Source organism: Gemmatimonadota bacterium, from assembly GCA_040388535.1.
Classification (GTDB): domain Bacteria; phylum Gemmatimonadota; class Gemmatimonadetes; order Gemmatimonadales; family GWC2-71-9; genus Palsa-1233.
This window is the reverse complement of the sequence record JAZKBR010000002.1, coordinates 493,583-513,058: the sequence shown is the minus strand read 5'-3', so window position 1 is coordinate 513,058 and position 19,476 is coordinate 493,583. Positions and strand designations below refer to the sequence as shown.

General features: G+C 66.0%; 11 protein-coding genes. 4 read left to right on the top strand and 7 right to left on the bottom strand.

The genetic code is table 11. From position 1 onward, the window contains the following. Complete coding sequence (locus V4558_05790) at nt 1-2,805, top strand: response regulator (protein ID MES2304996.1); 2,805 nt, start codon at nt 1-3, stop codon at nt 2,803-2,805. After that, nucleotides 2,802-4,958 carry an EAL domain-containing protein gene (locus tag V4558_05785; GenBank protein MES2304995.1) on the top strand — a complete coding sequence of 719 codons (2,157 nt, stop codon included), beginning with the start codon at nt 2,802-2,804 and terminating at the stop codon, nt 4,956-4,958. Before V4558_05790 ends, V4558_05785 begins: the two co-directional genes overlap by 4 nt. Nucleotides 4,959-5,124: 166 nt before the next feature. Here V4558_05785 and V4558_05780 read toward each other — a convergent pair whose 3' ends face one another. From V4558_05780 to V4558_05750, 7 genes are all read right to left on the bottom strand, one after another. After that, nucleotides 5,125-6,417: an acetyl-CoA hydrolase/transferase C-terminal domain-containing protein gene (locus tag V4558_05780; protein MES2304994.1), complete on the bottom strand. Its 1,293-nt coding sequence runs from the start codon at nt 6,415-6,417 to the stop codon at nt 5,125-5,127. 194 nt (nt 6,418-6,611) lie between these two features. After that, nucleotides 6,612-7,319: a hypothetical protein gene (locus tag V4558_05775; protein MES2304993.1), complete on the bottom strand. Its 708-nt coding sequence runs from the start codon at nt 7,317-7,319 to the stop codon at nt 6,612-6,614. A gap of 16 nt (nt 7,320-7,335) precedes the next feature. Then, nucleotides 7,336-8,739, bottom strand: a complete 1,404-nt coding sequence (locus V4558_05770) for a multicopper oxidase family protein (GenBank protein MES2304992.1) — start codon at nt 8,737-8,739, stop codon at nt 7,336-7,338. Between the two features lie 292 nt (nt 8,740-9,031). After that, on the bottom strand, nt 9,032-10,774 hold the full coding sequence (locus tag V4558_05765; protein ID MES2304991.1) for a CHAT domain-containing protein: 1,743 nt from the start codon (nt 10,772-10,774) through the stop codon (nt 9,032-9,034). A 39-nt stretch (nt 10,775-10,813) separates the two neighbouring features. Next, nucleotides 10,814-14,320 (bottom strand): caspase family protein, encoded by a 3,507-nt coding sequence (locus V4558_05760; GenBank protein MES2304990.1) that lies wholly within the window; start codon nt 14,318-14,320, stop codon nt 10,814-10,816. Continuing rightward, complete coding sequence (locus tag V4558_05755; GenBank protein MES2304989.1) at nt 14,317-14,577, bottom strand: hypothetical protein; 261 nt, start codon at nt 14,575-14,577, stop codon at nt 14,317-14,319. The genes V4558_05760 and V4558_05755 overlap by 4 nt, the downstream gene beginning before the upstream one ends. Nucleotides 14,578-14,645: 68 nt before the next feature. Further along, a complete protein-coding gene (locus V4558_05750; GenBank protein MES2304988.1) occupies nt 14,646-17,504 on the bottom strand; it encodes a serine/threonine-protein kinase in 2,859 nt (952 codons plus the stop codon). 317 nt (nt 17,505-17,821) lie between these two features. On the opposite strand from V4558_05750, the gene V4558_05745 reads away from it, so the two are divergent. After that, entirely contained in the window at nt 17,822-18,718 is an 897-nt protein-coding gene (locus V4558_05745) for a hypothetical protein (GenBank protein MES2304987.1), read from the top strand. Between the two features lie 203 nt (nt 18,719-18,921). Continuing rightward, entirely contained in the window at nt 18,922-19,335 is a 414-nt protein-coding gene (locus tag V4558_05740) for a DUF1761 domain-containing protein (GenBank protein ID MES2304986.1), read from the top strand. Nucleotides 19,336-19,476: the final 141 nt, after the last annotated feature.

Sequence of the window (19,476 nt, the reverse complement as noted above, 5' to 3'; positions counted from 1 at the left end):
ATGATGCACAAACTCCTGGCCCGCCAGCTCCGACGCTCCCTCGGGATTCGCGACAGCGATCATCTCGAGGCAGTCCTCGGCGCACTGGCGTCCGTCAGTGAGGGTTTGCCGCCAGATAGCGCCAAGGTGCTTCTCGGACTGCGCGCGCTCCTCGATCAGGTCGATGATGCCTACGTCCAGAGCGACCGCGACCTCGAGTTGCGCACCCGGAGTCTCGATCTCAGCTCGGCCGAACTGATGCAGGCCAACAAGCGCCTCGCCGGTGAAGCCGCCGCCGAGCGCCGTGCCATGCGCACCCTGCGCGAGACCGTCGATCGCCTCGCGACCCGACCCGACATCACGCCGCTCCACGAGACTGCGACGCACGCCGGCGAAGACGACCTCGAAATCGTCGCTGCACAGGTCGCTCGGCTCGTCGAGGAGCGCGAAGCGACCCAGGAGCACCTGCGACAGAGCGAATCACGCTTCCGTTCGCTGACCGAACTCTCGTCCGACTGGTACTGGGAGCAGGACGATCACTTCCGCTTTACCCAGATGTCGGTTGGTGTCCGTGGTGCCAGCGGCATCGACCCCATCGGCGCGATCGGCAAGACACCCATCGAACTGATGTCGAGCGAAGGGAGCGAGACTGACTGGACCGAGCACAAGAACAACCTCCGCGCGCGCCGGCCGTTCCGCGAAGTGATCCTGCAGCATCGCAACGAGCAGGGCGACCTGCGATATCTCGAGATCAGTGGCGAGCCGGTCTTTGCGGCCAACGGCACCTGGACCGGGTATCGCGGCATCGGACGCGACATCACTGACACCGTCCGCGCACGCGCGGCGCTCGAAGCCGCCAAGGAACAGGCCGAAGCCGCGAACGTGGCGAAGTCACAGTTCCTCGCCAACATGAGCCACGAGATCCGTACGCCGATGAACGGCGTGCTCGGGATGACCGAACTTCTCCTCGATACCGCCCTCGACGACGAACAACGCCGCTACGCCAGCAATGTCCACAAGTCGGCCGACTCGCTGCTCGAGATCATCAACGACATCCTCGACATATCGAAGCTCGAGGCCGGCAAGATGCGGATCGCCTGCGCCGAATTCGATCTGCGCGCGATGGCCGAAGATGTGGTCGAAATTCTCGCAGGGCGTGGCCATGCCAAGGGGCTCGAGATCGTCTGCCGGATCGACGATCGGATTCCCGCTCGCGTCATCGGCGATCCCGACCGCATTCGACAGGTCTTCACCAACCTGGTCGGTAACGCCATCAAGTTCACCGAGGCCGGTGAAGTGCTCATTGAAGTGGGGCCCTCAGCCGTCGCCAATGATCCGCGGGTGCTCGAGTTCTCCGTTCGCGATAGCGGCATCGGAATTTCACCCGAGAACATCGGCCAGCTTTTCACCGCCTTCTCGCAGGCCGATGGCTCGATGTCGCGCCGCTTTGGCGGCACCGGCCTCGGCCTCGCGATCTCCCGCGAGCTGGTGACAATGATGCGCGGCGAGATTGGCGTCGAGAGCACCATCGGCGAGGGCTCCCGCTTCTGGTTCACGCTGGCGTTGCCGCCGGTGGAACAGGAGGCGCCGCCTGCCTCGCGAGAGATCGACCTGTCCGGCTATACCGTGATGGTACTCGAACCCAACCGGTCGGCCCGCGAGGCGCTGGTTCAGCAGCTCGAGAGCTGGCGGATGGTGGTGACCGCGGTGGGCGATTGCCACGAAGCCTTTAACGCCGATCGCCGCTTCGATCTCCTCCTCGTCGCCCACGCCTTGCCCTCCGGGAGCGGCGCCGAGTTCTCCGCGGCGATGCATAGTCGCGACGGCGACGCGGCCCCGCCGATGCTTCTGTTGGCCCCGCTCAACGGCGGCAACCTCGAGCGCACTGCGACCGAGGCCGGCTTCAGTGGTTTCCTCGCCAAGCCCGTGCGTGGCCGCGAACTGCGTCGGTCCATCACCCGCGTGCTCCGGCTCGAGAATGCCGACTGCGAGAGCTGCGACGAGAACGCCCGGCAGAACCCGGCGCTGCGTACCGGGAAGGTGCTCCTCGTCGAAGACAACTCGGTGAACCAGGTGATCGCCTCGGCGATGCTGGGGATGATGGGCTTCACTGTCGAATTGGCGCGTGACGGCCTCGAAGGGGTCGCGCAGTTCACGGCAGGCCAGTTCGCCCTGGTGCTGATGGACTGCCAGATGCCGGGCCTGGATGGCTTTGGGGCGACCCAGCAGATCCGCGCGGTCGAAGCGTCCGACAATCGCTCCCGTACGCCGATCATCGCGCTCACGGCCAATGCGATGGAAGGCGACCGCGAACACTGCCTCAGCGTCGGGATGGATGACTATCTCGCCAAGCCTTTTACCTCGGCGCAGCTGGGTGAAGTCATCGGACGGTGGGTCGGGCACGTGATGCCTGCGGCGCCAGTCCCGACGCCGGTAGTTCCGCCACCTGCCGCGAAAGTTGAACCAGCCGCGGTCACCCTGGATCCAGGCCCGCTCAATCATATCCGTGCGCTCCAGCGCCCCGGATCACCGAGTCTCATTGCCCGAGTGATCCAGGCCTATCTCGACGATGCTCCGAAGCTTGCCCGTGAAATTCACGAGGCAGTCACCACGGCCGATCCGGTCCGGCTCGCCCGAGCTGCCCATACGCTCAAGTCGGCGAGCGCCAACGTCGGCGCGCGCGCGACCGCGGAACGCTGCAAGGGTGTCGAAGATCTTGCCCGCAAGGGTGAGCTGATCGCCGCAACCGATGTCCGGGATCTCACCATGGGGCTCAGTGCCTCCATCGAAGCACTCAACCTCGAACTCGAAGGATGTGGCGCATGATGCGCTTTCTTGATGGCACTGCCACGGCGCGAGGCGCACCGCTCATTCTGGTCGTCGACGATGACAGCACCACCCGGATGCTGCTGCGGGAATCCCTCGAGGCCGGCGGCTTCCGGGTCGAGGAAGCCACCGACGGCGAACGGGCAGTCGAGCGATTCGCAGATGTCCTCCCCGATGTCGTACTGCTCGATGTCGTGATGCCTGGGCTCGACGGCTTCGAGACCTGCCGGATGCTGCGCACTCTCCCCAACGGCATCGGGGCCCGGGTCCCGATCGTGATGACCACCGGCCTCGACGATATCGAGTCGGTGAATCGCGCCTACGAGGCCGGTGCGACCGACTTCATCACCAAGCCGATCGTCTGGCCCATTCTGGCGCACCGGGTCCGCTACATCCTCCGTGCGGCGCAGGGCTCTGATGCCTTGCTCCGCAGCGAAGAGCGACTCGCCGAGGCGCAGGAGATGGCGCTGCTGGGGTACTGGGACTGGTCGCTCGCCGATGGCGTCGTCCAGCGCTCCGATGCACTGCTCCGCATGCTCGGTGTCTCACGCGCGGAATTCGCGCGTGACAGCAAGGCGATGTTCGCCCGCCTCGATCGCGACGACGCCCAATCACTGGTAGTGGCCCACGAAGGCGCCACGCAATACGGCGAACCGTTTTCGCTCGAGGTCCGCTGGCAGCACCCGGACGGCGCCGTGAGGATCCTGCATGAACAAGGCGCCGTCGACCGCGACGCTACGGGCAAACCGGTGCGCATCCACGGCACCACGCAGGATATCACCGCGCGACGTGCCGCCGAGGATCGGGTCCGCCAACTGGCGCTGTATGACCCGCTCACGTCACTCCCGAATCGCCGCTTCTTCAACGAGCAGCTCGCGCTCTCGCTCGCCCACGCGAAGCGGCTTACTGCGCCGTATGGCGTACTCGTCCTCAACCTCGATCGCTTCAAGCGGATCAACGAATCATTCGGGCGGGGAGCGGGTGATGATGTGCTGCACGAAGTCGCACTCCGACTCGAACGGGCACTCCGCCTCCCGGAATTCCGCGCGCAAGTGGCCGGCGCGGCTGCGAGCGTCAACCTCGCGCGCCACGGCGGTGACGAATTCACGATCGGCCTCGCTGGGCTCGCCGAAGGCGCCGACGCAGCGCGTGTCGCCGAACGGCTGCTTGAGCTGATCGCGACGCCGATGATGGTCGAGGGCCAGGAGACCGTGCTGCACGCGAGCATCGGGATCGCGATCTATCCGACCGACGGCGAAGACGCCGACGCACTGCTGATGAACGCCGACAGTGCGATGCATCTCGCGAAGCGCGAAGGGAAGAACACCTACCGCTTCTACTCCCCCGCGATCCACGCGCGCTCTTCCGAGAAGCTCGGCATGGAGAACGGCCTGCGGAAGGCGCTCGAGCGCGACGAGCTAGTGCTCTACTACCAGCCCAAGTCGTGCGCGATCACCGGCGAGATCACCGGCGTCGAGGCGCTGATCCGCTGGGATCACCCGCAATTGGGGATGGTCGGCCCGGGTGAGTTCATTCCCGTGGCCGAAGAAGCTGGGCTGATAGTCCAGATCGGCGAATGGGCACTGCACACAGCCTGCGCCCAGCTCGCCGAATGGCGTGCCGCCGGATTCAACAACCTCACCATGGCCGTGAACATGGCGAGCCCGAACTTCGCCCACGCCGGCTTCGTCGGCGTCGTGCGCGCGGCAGTCGCTGCGGCCGGAATTCCCCCCGAGCGACTCGAGATCGAACTCACCGAGAGCGCCATCATCCGCGACGTCGAAGCCACCATCCCGATGCTGCGCGCCCTCACCGCCACGGGAGTCCGTCTCGCTGTCGACGACTTTGGCACCGGCTACTCCTCACTGGCGTATCTGTCGCAGTTCCCGATCGACGGCCTCAAGATCGACCGCACCTTCGTCCGCGAAGTCGCCACGCGACCCGAAGCCGCGGCGATCGCCAAGGCGATCATCGCGATGGGTCGCTCTCTCGGCGTCGAAGTCATCGCCGAAGGAATCGAGGACGAAGACCAGGCGTCCTTCCTCCGCGACGCCGGCTGCCACACGATGCAGGGCTACTTCTTCGGTCGGCCGATGTCGGCGGCGAATATCGAAAGCCGGCTGCTGGCCGGGATGGCGGCGGTGGGGGCGTAGGGATTGTCACCCTGAGCGCAGCGAGGGGGCGGAGCTCCCTCTTACGAGTGGGCTCCGCCCCCTCACTTCGTTCAGGGTGACAACTCTTCATCGGAGCTCCGCCCCCTCGCTGCGCTCAGGGTGACAACATCGATCGACGATCATCGACCATCGATCGACGTTTCTTCTAAAAATGCCGAATCCCCCTCAGCTCAGCTCTCAGCCCCTCCCGAAAATCCGGATGCGCAATACTGACCAGCGCCTCCCCCCGCTCCCGCAACGGCAGGCCGTGCAGGTCCACTGCACCGAACTCGGTCACGATCCAGTGTACATGCCCGCGCGTGGTGACGACCCCGGCGCCAGGGTTGAGTTCCGACACGATCCGCGAAATCGTGCCGTTCGCCGCCGTCGCCGTGAAGGCGAGGATCGCCTTGCCTCCGCGCGAAAGAGCGGCCCCACGCATGAAGTCCATCTGGCCGCCAATCCCTGAATAGATCCGGTGGCCGAGCGAGTCGGCGCAGACCTGGCCGGTGAGGTCGACCTGCAAGGCGGAGTTGATCGCCACGACGCGATCGTTGCGCCGGATCCTTGCGGTGTCGTTGGTGTGATCGCAGGGATGGAATTCGACCAGCGGATTGTCGTCGACATAGTCGAAGACCCGGTCGGTACCGATCACGAAGCTCGTCACCGTCCGCCCTGGATGGACATTCTTGTAGCGATTGGTGATGACGCCGGCCTGAGCCAGCGCCACGAGGCCATCGGTGAACATCTCGGTGTGCACCCCCAGGTCGTGCTTCTCGCCCAGCCGGCGGAGCACGGCGTCGGGAATGCCGCCGATGCCGATCTGCAGGCAGGAGCGATCCTCCACCAGCCCGGCCACCAGATCACCGATGCGTGCCTCTGCCTCGCTCTCCGGCGACGGCGCGTGCTGATGGAGCTGGTGGCCGGTCGCGCAGTAGCGCGCCACCCGATCGAGCGGGATGAACGAATTGCCGTGCGTGCGCGGCATCCGCCGATTGATCTCGCAGAGCAGCAGCGGCGCGACGTCGGCCGCGGCCTTCGCGCAATCCACCGAGGTACCGAGCGAGCAGTAGCCGTGCGCATCGGGCGGCGAGAGCTGCAACAGCGCGGCGTCGAGCCGGATCCGCCCGGAAGTGAAGAGCGCCGGAATGTCAGAGAGGAAGACCGGGATGTAGTCGGCAACGCCGGCCTGCACGGCGGATCGCAGCGGGCCACCCACAAAGAGCGACACCGACCGGAAGCGCCCTTGATGCTCGGCCGCCGCGAACGGCGCCGGTCCTTCGGTGTGCAGATGGTAGAGCGTCACATTCTCGAGATCGGTGCGTCGCGCCAGCGCCTCGATCAGCGGCGTCGGCGTCGCCGAGCCGCCGTGGATGAAAACGTTCATCCCGCTCCGGATCGAAGCGACCACGTCGTCGCTCGATCCAGCGCGGGATGTCCAGTCGGTGAGAACGTTCACAACAATTCCGAGGTTAGTGACCCGGAAAGCTACACCGCGTCACCCTGAACGAAGTGAGGGGGCGGAGCTCTGATAAAGAGTTGTCACCCTGAACGAAGTGAGGGGGCGGAGCTCGCTCGTAAGAGAAAGCCCCGCCCCCTCGCTGCGCTCAGGGTGACACTATCGACCGACGATCATCGACCATCGATCGACGATTACTGTCCTTTTTCGTTCGCCGTCGGGAACGCCGCCACCGGATACGGACCGATCTTGTCGACCGTATACGCCGACGCCCAGAAGTCGGGCGGCCCATCGCTCTCGGCCACCTTGTTCGCGAACGGCTTCAGGCCACGCTTCAGATACGCCGCGATCGCCCAGAGCTCCTTGTCGGGCATATGCCGCCAAGACGGCCACGGCATCGGCACGGCGAGGTAGTGCGGATTCTCGGGGAAGTTCCCCTGGCCCGGCGTGCTGCCGGTGATCTCCACGTCGGGTGTCGTCTCAGGGCGCAGTCCGAAGCGCAGCGCGTTGAAGATCTGGCGCTCGGTGAAGCGGCCCAGGCCGGTGGAGTCATCGGGCGTCAGGTTGCGCGGACGCGTCACGAAGCACGGCTTCGCCTTCGGGTTCGCGAACGAGCAGGCGCCGATCTGGAATTCCTGCAGCGGGCTCATCACTCCGGCGAGCCAGCCCTTGTCGCCGGGATGCGTGCCGCCGTGGCAACCGGAGCAGTCGTGCTGGATCACGACGTCGCGGCCATAGGCGACCTGCTGCGCCGAACCGGGCGCGATCGCGACCTCGGTCACGGCGGGTGTCGAGGAATCGGCCTTCGCCGCGGGCTCTGCGGCCTTCGGTGCGCAGGCGGCGAGCAACAGCACGGGCACGAGCAGTCCAGCACTTCGGGACCAACTGACGAACTGTGTCATCACCTCTCCCCCCGGTTCAGTAAACCTGCAGGACCCCCATCATGCCGTGATCCTCGTGGTCGAGGATATGGCAGTGAAACATCCAGTTGCCCGGATTGGCGTCGAAGTGCACGATGAAGCGAAGCCGCGAATGCTTGGGCACGTTCACCGTGTCCTTCCAGCGGCGCACCTTCTCCGGCACGCCGTTCCGGTCGAGCAGCTGAAAGCGATAGCCGTGCAGGTGGAAGGGATGATCCATTCCCACCACATTTTCGATGGTCCAGATTTCATAGGCGCCAAGCTTCGCGCGCACATCGACCCGCTTCATATCCATCATCTTGCTGTTGATCATCCCCTGCGACAGCACGATGTTCCGCCGGACCGACACCTTCATCGTGTCGAGCGCAGGAATCACCCGCATCACCGCCGGAATCGCGATCGGCTTCACCCGCGGCTCGCTGCTGTAGGCGAGCGTGAGCAGGTTGTGCGGTTCATTCCACGTCGCCGGGCGCGTCTGCACCGTGTAGCGATCATACGGCAGGTTCTTCACGATCGTCTTGCTTCCCGGTGCGCCAGTGCCGCGCACCAGAATCTCGGCCCGCTCACTGTTGGAGAGCATCAGCTCCTTGATCTCTTCCGGCTTCTCGAAGAGCCCACCATCGGTGCCGACCTGCAGGAACGGCTGCCCCGGGATGCTGAGGCGATAGAGTCGTGCGGCACCGGTGTTGATGATCCGCCAGCGCTGCACTTCGCCGCTGCGGATCTTGATGGTCGGCATCACCTGGCCGTTGATCAGCATCACCTTCCCTTCGCGACCATTCTCCTCGTCGACGATCGCCTCGGGCGTGCGCGGCGCGGAGAAGTTGATCGAGCCATCGGGATTGAAGCGATTATCCGCGAGGATCAGCAGCTTCTCCGGCATCGCCGGGAGCGGATCCTTCGCCGCGTGGATGATCAGCGCGCCGTAGAGTCCCTTGGCAACCTGATAGCCGGTGCGGATATCCGGATGCGGGTGATACCAGTAGGTCCCGGCGGTGTTCGGCTCGATGAAGAAGCGATAGTCCTTCTTCCCGCCCGGCGGCACCGGAATCAGCGGCGACCCATCCATATCGGCTGGCAGATGCAGGCCGTGCCAGTGGACCGAGGTCGGTTCATTGAGATTGTTGGTGAAATGGACCACCACGCTGTCGCCTTCGCGCAGGTCGATCGTCGGCCCCGGCACCGTCCCGTTGAACGCAAAGACCTCGGTCGGCTTCCCCGGCACCAGCGCCATCTGCGCTTTGGCCGAGGTGAGGTAGAGCTCCACCATCCGCGGCCGGGTCGAACGGTTGACCAGGATCGGTGGGTTCTTGAGGGTGTCGCCAACGCTTCCGGGGGTGGCCGAAGCACTGGCCGGATGGGCAAGAATCAGGGTAGCCAGCAGGATCGACCAACGAACCATGCGACTTTCTCTCATTGTCTGGATGCGGCTTCTGGGGGGTTAATGCGTTGCTAAGGTACGGGCTAAACGGGGCGCGGGCCAGTGCTGTCGCCCCGGGCGGTGGGGAATTGTCATCCTGAGCGGAGCGGCCGCAGGGTGTTGTCATCCTGAGCGGAGCGAGCCGAAGGCGAGCGCAGTCGAGGGAGCACCCTCTCACCGTCGAGACCATCTCCCTCGACTCCGCCCGCTTCGCGGGCTCCGCTCAGGATGACACCCCTCTAGTCTCTAGTCTCAAGTCTCTAGTCTCTGACCCCTACTTCGGCGTCTCCGTCTCACACGCCGGCAACCCCGCCGCCGGAATCGGCCCGAACTTCGGCGTCACATTCACGTGCCGGCCGAAGATGTCGTTGGTCCGCCGGCCCGAATCCCCCGCGAACGCCTCGACCTCGCCGCCGCTGTTCTTGAAGAAGAGATGCACCTCGGCCGAATCGTCGAGGGTGCCGTTGTCCTTGCGGAACTCCTCCGGCGCCTCGCTTACCAGCCAGGTCTCACCCTCGGGGCTCGGCACCTGGACATACGGCAGGTTGAAGCCGTCCTCATAACTGTTCCAGACGCAGGTGCTGCCGTCGGCCCGGCGCCAGCCACCGTGATGGTTGGTGTCGGCGCTCTCGAACTGCACCACCCATTGGGTCGCGGTGTCGGGCGTGGCCGGGTCGCGCGCCAGCAGGTAGAGGATCCCGATGATCACTGCGACCATGATCCCGCCGCCGATCGCGACACCCTTCCAGACGCCGCCACCCGAAGGCGGTGCCGGCGGCGGTGAGGCGGGCGGAGTCATGAATTGCTGCGGCGGCGCTGCGGCCGCGACGGGAGGTGCTGGCGGCGCCACGATCGCCGGGGCGCGATAAGTCCCGGTCGCCTTGAGCTGCGACGTAGTTGGCCCATCGATGGTGAAGAGCACGCCGTCGGGCGAACGCATGTGCAGCACCGGCGTCCCCCACTCGACCGAATTGCGCGCCGACACACTGATCGCCTTCCGTGCCTCGCCGACCGACGCGTCGATCGGCATCCCATCGGCGATCGCCTCGTAGAGCGAACGTGAGAATTCGATCGCGGCGAGGTCGGAAATCTCGTACTGCATCGCGACCACGGCCGGCACACCGCGGCGCACCAGTGTGGCCGAAGTGCTCGAGAAGATGTCGGTGGTATTCCCCTTGGCGCCGAGGCAGGAGTTCAGCACTACCAGGCGGAGGGTGCGCTCGTCGCCGAGGAGGCGGCCGACTTCGGTGGCACTCAGCAGTTGCGAGTTGCCGGCCTCGTCGGTGAAGGCGAGCACGCCCTCGCCCATCGCCGGATCGAAGCCGCCGTGGCCCACGAAGTGGAAGATGTGATAGTCCTTGCGGCGCAGCGTCGTCTGCAGGTCGCGCCAGGTCGAGCCCTCGAGCCACTCGATCTGCAGCAGCCCCGCGGCCTGCAAGCCGGCCGTGGCCTGCTGCATTCGCTCCTTCTCGCGCGCGGCGTCGAGCGTCGGGCGGTCTTTCGGGCTCGCGACCATCGCGAGAATGGTGATCGGCGGCTTGACGGTGAGTTCTTCGGGCGCGCGATCGAACTGGAGATAGCGCACCAGCGGCGTTTCCGACGAAAGACAGATGTAGTCGCCCGTGGAGGGGTCGTACATGAACTCCCACGGCAGCGTCGAGAGATCGGGCGCATCGATCCGGAGCCGTACGCGTAGTCCCTTCCGCTGGGCGCGCGCGGCGTCCTGGCTCCGGCGGAACACCGTCGCGACCTGATCAACGAAGAGCGCGCCGAAAAGCTTCTTGCCGAAGTCGCTGACCGATTCGGACTCGTCAGGAGCCATCACGATGTCGCGCCGGACCGACCCCGACTTCAGCACCGCGATCTCGACGCCCTTGAGATGGTTCTCGAGTCCCGGGGCGTCAAACGGGAGATGGAAATTCCCGCTCGCCTCGCCCACCGGCGACTTCACCACGAGGATGGGATAGTCCTGGCCGGTTCCCGGCGCGATGTGGATCTCGAAATCAAGGAAGTCCATGCACCCGCTCCGATGTGATATGCACTCGCTGGCCGGGCATCACGCCCCGAGCCACTCGAGGATCTGCTTGCGTGCCGTGGGGTCGGCGAAAAACTTGGTGTGCGACACCGCTTCGTCGCCTTCGAGGACCAGCTTGTCGGCAATCGGGAAGAAGCCCGAGCCATTGGTGTCCCAGACTCCTGCCGTCGGCACTACGAGGTCGTTGTCGCCGTTGATCAGCTTGTTCAGTCCGCGCGCCATCACGAAGTGCTTGAGCCCAGGGTCCTTCGGCGTCACGTTCGCGGCGAGGGCATAGTAGCGCGTGTCGCCAGCGCGCGCACCAGCGTTGATCCATTTCGCGAACTCGCCATCCGGCTTCATCGACTCGAGCCCGTCGAGACCCTTCATCGCTCCCACCGCGAGCTGCTTGATCACGCCCATGATCATCGTGAGCGTGTCGGTAACGCCAGCGCTCGGCACAAAGGAGAGCAAATTGGTGAAGACATCGATCACGTCGCTCAGATGCTTCGGATCGGCGAGGCCGGTCCCGGCATTCGGCGCGCCCACGAAGACCACCTTGCCGACCTTGAACTGCCGCTTCCCCATCGAGAGTTCGCCCTGCTTCTCGCTCAGGATCCGGCTCACCAGCCCGCCACGCGAGTGACAGATAATATCGAGGTCGAGCGACGTCCCCTCAGGAATCTGCGCGAGCAGCCGGCGGACATTCTCTTTCGGGTCGTGCGACAACGTGAAATGGTCGAAGGCAAAGACCCGCCCACCATACATCTGGTGCAACTGCTCGACATACTCCTTCGGCAGCGCGCCAAAGGCGAGGTGCGACCTTGAGAAGGTGCCGTGCACCATCAGTAGCGCCCGGCCGCCCGACATCCGCGACCACCCCGCCGCATCGAGCGCCGGTGCGCTGTCACCGGCGTAGTCGCCTGGCCCGAAGGCGCGCACCCGGTACGGCCAGCGATGCTGCTCCATCCGATTCACGAAGGTGGCACTCACTTCGCCAATGATCGGATCGATCAGCGGGAAGATCATCTCTTTCAGGAACTTATTTCCCAGCACACCAATCACGCCGCGGCTCGCGTTCCCGCTCGGCGGTTCGGTCGGGATGCCGCGCGGAATGTCGTAGCTCCGCTTCGCCGGGCCCGTGCTGATCCCGCCGCGCATCCCGCTGCCATCCTGCGGCGGCGCGAAGTGCCAGCTCACCACCCCAAGTTCGTCGGCCGACATCACCAGCTGGCCGAAGCCCGGTCCCGGGTCGGCAAGCGTGAGCTGCATCGTCGGGGCATCACCCGCGCCACGCGATACCGGGCCGGTCTCCGCCGCGCCGGTGATGGCAATCGTCTGCTTCACATCGATGCCGCTGTCGGCAAGCGCCGCGCTGAGCGAATCACCGACCAGCTTCGCCGCTTCTTCGCGCGCCGGCTTCCCCAGGAAGGCGCTCACCGTGCCGCTCATCCCCTTGGTGCTCAGCGTGGCGTTGCCGATGTTGAGCGCGGTGCCGCTGTCGTTGAGCGGCGCCGACGTCCGCCGCCGCACCACGAAGCTCCGCGACACCGTGGTCCAGTCGTCCTTGATCTCCTCGGCCGGCGGCGCCATCACGATGTCGCGCGTCGGCGCGCCGTGGAAGGTGCGATGCAGCAGGTCGCCGATCGGTGAACTCTTCCGCCCCTCGCCGCGCACTCCCGCCTGCTGGATCACCGAGAAATCGGCGAGCTGTTCGGTGATGAACAGCTTGACGGTCTCGATCGCCTCGGCCTCGCGGCTGTGATCCACGTTGTCGATGAACGGGAAGCCCGCGCTCCACCCGACCGTCGGCGCCTGCTTCATCTCGGGGCCGATGGTGTAGTGATTGCCAGGCCCCAGCTTCTCCTGCGACGCCGGCGCGCCCTGCGGCGGCCGCAGCGGGTTCACCGAGCCGGTGAGCCCGAAGTCCACCAGCGCAATGAACACCTCGGCGTCGTGCGTGCTGGCGACCTTGAAGCCGATCGCGTCGCCCTCGGTGTAAACAATGGTCCCGCCCGCCGTCTCAGGCTCGGCCGCAACCCAGGCACCAGTCGCATCCTTCTTGAGCAGGTCGAGCGTGAACTTGCCCCGGAGCTTGCTCTGCGGGTCGGGATTCTCGAGCGCGAGCGCCTGCCGGTAGCGCGCGAGCGTCTCGAGGTTGTCGCGCACGGTGGCGGCGTCGGCCGCCCGCTTGAGCGGCATCACCAGGTCGCCACTCTCGCCGGTCGCGGCCCACATCGGCTCCAGCAGCGCGCCGGCGCGCTCGACCGGATCGCCAGGTGCCGCCGCATCGCGCTTCGGCAGCAGCTGAATCCGGATCGAAGGCGACGCATCGTCGGCAACGACTTTAAGCAGCGTCGACTTGTCGAGCAGCGCCTGCAGCGCGTCGGCATCGGAACCCGTGGCGTCGAGCGCCACCGCGAGCCGGAAATCGCCGTAGGCGTGCTTCGTCTCGAAGGCGCGCGAGTCGGCGCCGATGCTGGCGGCCACTGCCTCGGAGAGCACCTTCGCCTGCGCCGACACCACACTCACTTCGGTGATTTCCACTTCGCCCAGCGCAGTGAGCCCCTCGGGCGTCTTGGTCCCCTGAGGATACACACTGTATACCGAGCCCACCGTGGCGCCCTGCGCTACCCCCGCCGCAAGCGTCACCGCATCACCGTCGCGCTTCGTCACTCGCACGAACTTCTGCGGCACCAGCTCGCGCATCCCGAAGATGACGCGATTCGACTTCCCTTCCATCTGCGGATGCTGCGCGCTGTGCACCGCGTTCACCAGCCCTGCCGCACGCTCGAAGATGTCGCGATAGGTGGTGGTCGGCGTGACCTGCTTGAGCTGCTGCGCGAGGAAGTACGTCAGTGCGCCGTGAGTGACTTCACCGGCCCCTTCGGGCGGGTTGTATTCAAACGAAGTCTCTTCGTCGCGGCACCCCGAGATCACCACGTACTTCTCAGTCACCGGCATCCAGCCGCTCGGCCCCGTCGCGCCAGAATCGGGAAGCACGCCCGGCACCGGTGAACGACCGAGTGCTGCGGGTGCGCGGGTATCGGCGGGCACCGAGCGCCCGCCGGTCCCCATCGCGTCGCGGGTGATGGTTCCCGAGTGGCAGGAATCGAAGATCAGTGTGATGCACGAGGTCCGCTCGCCGAGCGCCTGGAGCTTGAGCCCGATCTCGTCGTCGGTGATGTCGCGGTTCTTCCCCTGCCACCCTTCCGAGTCATACGGCATGATGGTCGAGTCGAGCCCGGTCGGCTCATCCCCCTCGAGGTCGGTCATCTGCGAGCCGTGACCGGCGTAGGTGATCACCACCACATCATCGTGGTTGGTCGCCGCGATAAGCGCGTCGAACGCCGCCAGGATCGCGTCGCGCGTCGCCGCTTCGTTCTCGAGCAGCGTGATATTCTCGGCCGGGAAGCCGAAGGTGTCGCGCAAGATCGCCTGCATCAACCGGGCGTCGTTGATGCAGCCGTGCAGTTTGGGGAGTCCCGGGTAATCCTCGATGCCGATGAGTAGTGCGCGCTGCGTGATGGCTGCCTGCGGAGAATTCATCGGCTCGAGTCGGTTGAGGAGACGGGTCCCGTGGTCGGACTACTTGCCAGGTTGCGGCGGCTTCTCGGAACCACCACGTCCACCAGCCGGCGGCGGAGCAGTCGCACCTTCACGTCCACCCGCAGGCGGCGGAGCGGTGGCACCTTCACGTCCACCGGCTGGCGGCGGAGCAGTCGCACCCTCACGTCCACCGGCTGGCGGCGGAGCGGTCGCACCTTCACGGCCACCAGCTGGTGGCGGAGCGGTGGCACCTTCACGGCTATCAGCTGCTTCTTCCTTGTTCGACATCGTGTCCTCCGGGTACTCGTGAACGGAACCTGCTGAATCAGCTACCCGACATCGCCGTCATCCGCGCGCGCAGCGCGGTCACCAGCGACGCCTGATTGAGGGCGGTGGCGGCTTCGATGCGCAGCGCCAGACTCGCCCTCAGATACAACGGATACACGGCCGGCAGGGCCGAGTCGTGAATCGACAGCACGCCGATGGCGCGGGCGTATTCCTTGTGCCAGATCAGGAGCCTGCCCAGGACGAGTCGATCAAGGCCCAGCGAAGCGGCTTCGTTCCACGTCAGCTGATCGACCGGGGCAGCCGCTTGAATCAACCGCTCGAACTGCCGGAGCGCTAGCAGGGAATCACCGCCGACGAGCGCGGCATGGGCCGCCATCGAGGCCGCGAGCAGGGAATCGGTGCGGCCCCCACTCGCCGATCGGGTCGCGAGGTCTGCCGCGACCGCCCGCACCACCGACGCCCGCCCCTCCTTCGCCGCCCAGACCCCCAGCTCCCAGAGCCGGACCGGAAAGCGAACCGCCGCATAGTTGGCGCCGCTGGTAACTGAATCCTGCTTCGCTACGGCGCGCGCCCGGTCGGCGAAGGCCGGCACCACTGGCGCCGCCAACAGATATATGGAGGAGCCGGAGCCCCAGCGGGCGGCGAAGTCGGCGATGAGTTTGTCCGCCGCCTCGTCCTGCCCGGCGCCGACCATCACGTTCACGAGGCCGAGGAGGGCGGTGAAGCGCCGGCCGTCGGCCGCATCAGTCTTCAGGGTGTCGTCGCGCAGCAGGGTCTGGTAGCTCGCCCGGGCGCAGCTCGCGGTGGCGCTCGACGCCCCCAATGACTTGGCCGCCACCACCAGCGCGAGCGGATTCTCCCGCGCCAACGCCTTGAGGTCCACCCCGGAGAATCCCTTGGGGCCGCACGATGAGACCAGCATCGCCTCGCGCGCAAGCTGGCTGTCGGCCGATGCGGCGCGGAACTGCTTCGCGAGGGTCGCGGAGCCAGCCTGGTCTCCTCGGCGGGCGCGCAATTCGATCAGGTGATAGAGCGGCGCCGTCACCGCCGAGTCGAGGGCGTGCACCTTCCCGAACGCCGCCTCGGCGAGCGAGTCGGTTTCCCCTTCGGTGGGGAGCAGGTGCGTATACACCTCGCCCAGCTGCATCCACGCCACCGACATGGTCGAGTCGAGCGCGAGTGCCGCGCGGAGTTGCGCCGCGGCCGAATCGGCGCGGCCGTCGAGATAACTTTGGAAGCCGGTGGCGAAGAGCGCGTAGCGCGGCGAGAGTTTCTGCCGCAGCGCAACGCCCAGCAATGACCCTGCTTCCTTCGGCTGGTGATTCCAGGTCGCGACCTGCGCGCCGCGCACGGCCGCGATGCCGAAGGTCGAATCGGCTTCGACCGCCGCGCGGAACTCACTCAGCGCACCGGTGAGTTGCACGCGCCGGAACGCCGACTCACCCAGCAGGAAATGCGCGACAGCCTGCGGCGGGCGCGCCTTCCACTCGCTTTCCACGTCAGGAACGGTGGTCGAGATCAGCGTCGGCAGAATTTCCGTCACCGCGCGCATCCCGCCGCGCCACCCTTCGGCAATCGCGGCGCTCTTCGCCTGCGTGCGCACCACGACCGAATCGCCCTGCACATCATAGAGCTCGAGGAAGACGTCGGTGGAATCGCCACGCGCGACGAGTCGACCGAGAATTGCCCAGGCGCAGCGTTGTTCCTTGGCGATCTTCATCGCTTCGGCCACCGCCATCATCCGGATATTGTCGCGCTGCGCCGGCTGCAGCAGTTGCCAGCCATCGACCCAGCGCAGCTGTCCCGCGCCATCCATCGCGCTGCCAATCACCGTCGCGACATCTTCGCCCGACGTCTTCGCACCGGGCCAGTCGGCCGGAAGCACCAGCGGATAGACAATCACGCGATTCTTTTCGAGCGGCGGCGCTGCCGTGGAAGTGCGCCAGTACGCCGCAGCCGCGATGACCGCAACACCCGCCGCAATCGCCAGCGTGCGCGGCCTGAGCCACCACGCTGGCTTCGCCTGTGGCGTGACTGCCGTGATGATCGGCATCGTCGCCGCTTCGGTGATCGCGTCGCGGAATTCGGTCGCGGTGGCCCAGCGATCCTGCGGCACCTTCGCGAGTGCCTTCTCGATTGCCGCCTCGAGCGCCTGCGGCACGCTCTGCCGCAGCGTCCGGATGCTCGGCACCGGATCCACCGCGTTGCGCGCGAGAATCGCCTGCGCGCTCGGTCCCGTGAACGGCGGCGTCCCCGCGAGTGCCTCATACAACACGCAGGCGAGCGAATAGATGTCGGCGCGGCCATCCACCGGTTGTGCCCCGGCCTGCTCCGGACTCATATAGGTCACGGTGCCGACCGCGAACCCCGAATCGGTGATCCGTTCGGTGGCCGACATCTCGAGCGCCTTTGCGACGCCGAAGTCGGCGATCATCGCGTGACCGTGCGAGAGCAGGATGTTGCCGGGCTTGATGTCGCGATGGACGAACCCCGCGGCGTGCGCGTGCGCGAGTCCCTCCGCGATTTCTCCCGCGAGTCGGACCGCCTCGTTCAGCGGCAGCCGGCTCTCGCGCTGCAACCGCTGGCCGAGCGACTCGCCTTCGACATACGGCATCACGAAGTACGGCATCCCGGCTGCTTCGCCGGAGCCGAGCACCGTCACGATGTTCGGGTGCTGCAAGCCTGCGGTGATCTGGATCTCGCGGGCGAAGCGCGTCCCGCCCGCCGACACCGCGATATCTGGGCGGAGCACCTTGATGGCGACCTGGGCGTTGTGGCGCAGGTCGCGGGCGAGGTACACCGTGGCCATCCCGCCGCGGCCGATCTCGCGGAGCAACTCATAGCGATCCGCCAGGGCGGTCGCGAGTGCGTCCTTCGAGTCGTCTGCGGTGGACAATGCGGGCTCCCGGAATTCCGGACGGTGTGGGCTGGTATCGCGACTTGGGGGATGGTGGGAGGGTGATTGTGCCGGATTTTCGGTCTTTCCGCAAGGCCGGAGGAAGGACGGGTTATGGGTGACGGGTCATGGGTGATGGGAGGAGGGAGGAGGGAGAGTTGTCACCCTGAGCGAAGCGAGGGGGCGGAGCATCGCTCCTTCGCTCCGCTCAGGATGACAACCCCATCACCCATCACCCATCACCCATCACCCGTCCCTTCTCCCTTCTCCCTTCTCGCAGTAACCTCTACCGTCTCCCTCATCTCTCTGGAGCTCCCATGCGCCACCTCGCCCTGGCCCTCTCCTGCCTTGCCCTCGCCCAACCCCTCGCCGCCCAGTCCCCGGCGATGAAGCCATTCGAACTCAACATGGACCGGGTCACGGTCAAGGGCTTCAACGGGAACTTCAACACCTACTTCGTCCCGTCGTGGGATCTCGTCATCTCGGTGAAGGGGTCGGTCTGGGCGCAGAAGGGCGGGGCGCAGGCGCACGGCAAGTTCTTCGTCGACGGGCTCGAGAAGCCGATGCTGCACGAGCTCGCCACCAAGCTGCAGGACGATCTTGTCGCGAAGCTTCGTGCGGCCGGGTACACCGTCCTGACCTATGCCGATCTCAAGGACCATCCCGACGTCGTCAAGCGCGGCCTCGACAAGGACGACGAGAAGTGGGGGCTGCCGATCCGTCACGGCACGCCGCTCACCTATGTGATTGCGGCGCCGAGCGACGCGCAGCAGTTCAACAACCCGATCCAGGGTGCGGGGTGGCCGTGGCGGGGGATTGCGAAGGAGAAGAACCTGGTCGCGATCGTCCCGGAGATGACGCTCTCGGTGCCGCAGATGTGGGGTGAGACGCGCGCGGGCTACTCGACCAACAAGGCCGGCATCTCGACCGATCCCGCGATGATTTTCGAGGGCGCCTGGGTCAAGGGGATGGACGCCAAGGGCGGCGGGCCCTACATCCTGGCGCAGCGGCACGGCACCCGCCTGGCGGCCGAGAACGCCGGCACCATCAAGCAGCTCAGCGAAGACAAGACCAGCTTTTCCAAGGAATGGCAGCGCACCTCGGGCGACTGGAGCATGACGCTCGATCCGGTGGCGTTCACCGACGGCGTGCTGCGCGTGGGCTTCGCGATCAACGCGCTGATCGTCGAGTCGGTGGTGAAGGCGCATAAATAATCGGAACGGGCGGAGCTCCGCCGGTGGTGCCGCGCTTGCGCGGCACCGGAGATGTTGTCCCCCTGAGCGCAGCGAGGGGGCGGAGCCTCGCTCCTTCGCTTCGCTCAGCATGACACCCTCTAGTCTCTAGTCTCTAGTCTCTTCTCCCCCTCAAGCCCCCCGCCCCTACGCGTAACTGACCTTACCCCATCCGGAGCCCCACCATGGAATCTTTCAACTGGCTGGTCATCGCCGGCGCCACGCTCGCCGCCTGGATCCTCGGCGCCCTCTGGTATTCGCCGCTGCTCTTCGCCAAGGTCTGGGTGGCAGCGCACGGCTACTCGCCGGAGAAGTTGAAGGAAATGCAGGCCGGCGCCGCGAAATCGTATGGTGGCTCACTGATCGCGATGTTCATCACGGCGACGGTCCTCACCCTCTTCCTCCACCATCTCAGCGCCGACTCCTGGCAGGATGGCTTCAACTGGGGCTTCCACGCCTGGCTCGGCTTCGCGATGCCGCTCGGCCTCACCGCGAATCTCTACTCCGACAAGAAGTTCTCGACCTTCCTGATCGATACCGGTTACCAGCTGGTCTATCTCTGCGTGATGGGGGCGATCCTGGGGAAGTTCGGGGCGTAGCTCAAGTAGGTTGTTGCTCCTATGTGGGTGCCGCGCTCTGGTAGGCTCTTGCTTCTATGTGGGTGCCGCGCTCTGGTAGGCTCTTGCTCCTATGTGGGTGCCGCGCTCGCGCGGCACCATTTCCTTCCCAGCTCGAGCCTC

What these genes read in the sequence shown, in the direction of transcription:
- V4558_05790 (MES2304996.1), top strand. Translation starts at nt 1, where the DNA reads ATGATGCACAAACTCCTGGCCCGCCAGCTCCGACGCTCCCTCGGGATT.
- V4558_05785 (MES2304995.1), top strand. Translation starts at nt 2,802, where the DNA reads ATGATGCGCTTTCTTGATGGCACTGCCACGGCGCGAGGCGCACCGCTC.
- V4558_05775 (MES2304993.1), bottom strand. Translation starts at nt 7,319, where the DNA reads ATGACACAGTTCGTCAGTTGGTCCCGAAGTGCTGGACTGCTCGTGCCC.
- V4558_05770 (MES2304992.1), bottom strand. Translation starts at nt 8,739, where the DNA reads ATGGTTCGTTGGTCGATCCTGCTGGCTACCCTGATTCTTGCCCATCCG.
- V4558_05765 (MES2304991.1), bottom strand. Translation starts at nt 10,774, where the DNA reads ATGGACTTCCTTGATTTCGAGATCCACATCGCGCCGGGAACCGGCCAG.
- V4558_05760 (MES2304990.1), bottom strand. Translation starts at nt 14,320, where the DNA reads ATGAATTCTCCGCAGGCAGCCATCACGCAGCGCGCACTACTCATCGGC.
- V4558_05745 (MES2304987.1), top strand. Translation starts at nt 17,822, where the DNA reads ATGCGCCACCTCGCCCTGGCCCTCTCCTGCCTTGCCCTCGCCCAACCC.
- V4558_05740 (MES2304986.1), top strand. Translation starts at nt 18,922, where the DNA reads ATGGAATCTTTCAACTGGCTGGTCATCGCCGGCGCCACGCTCGCCGCC.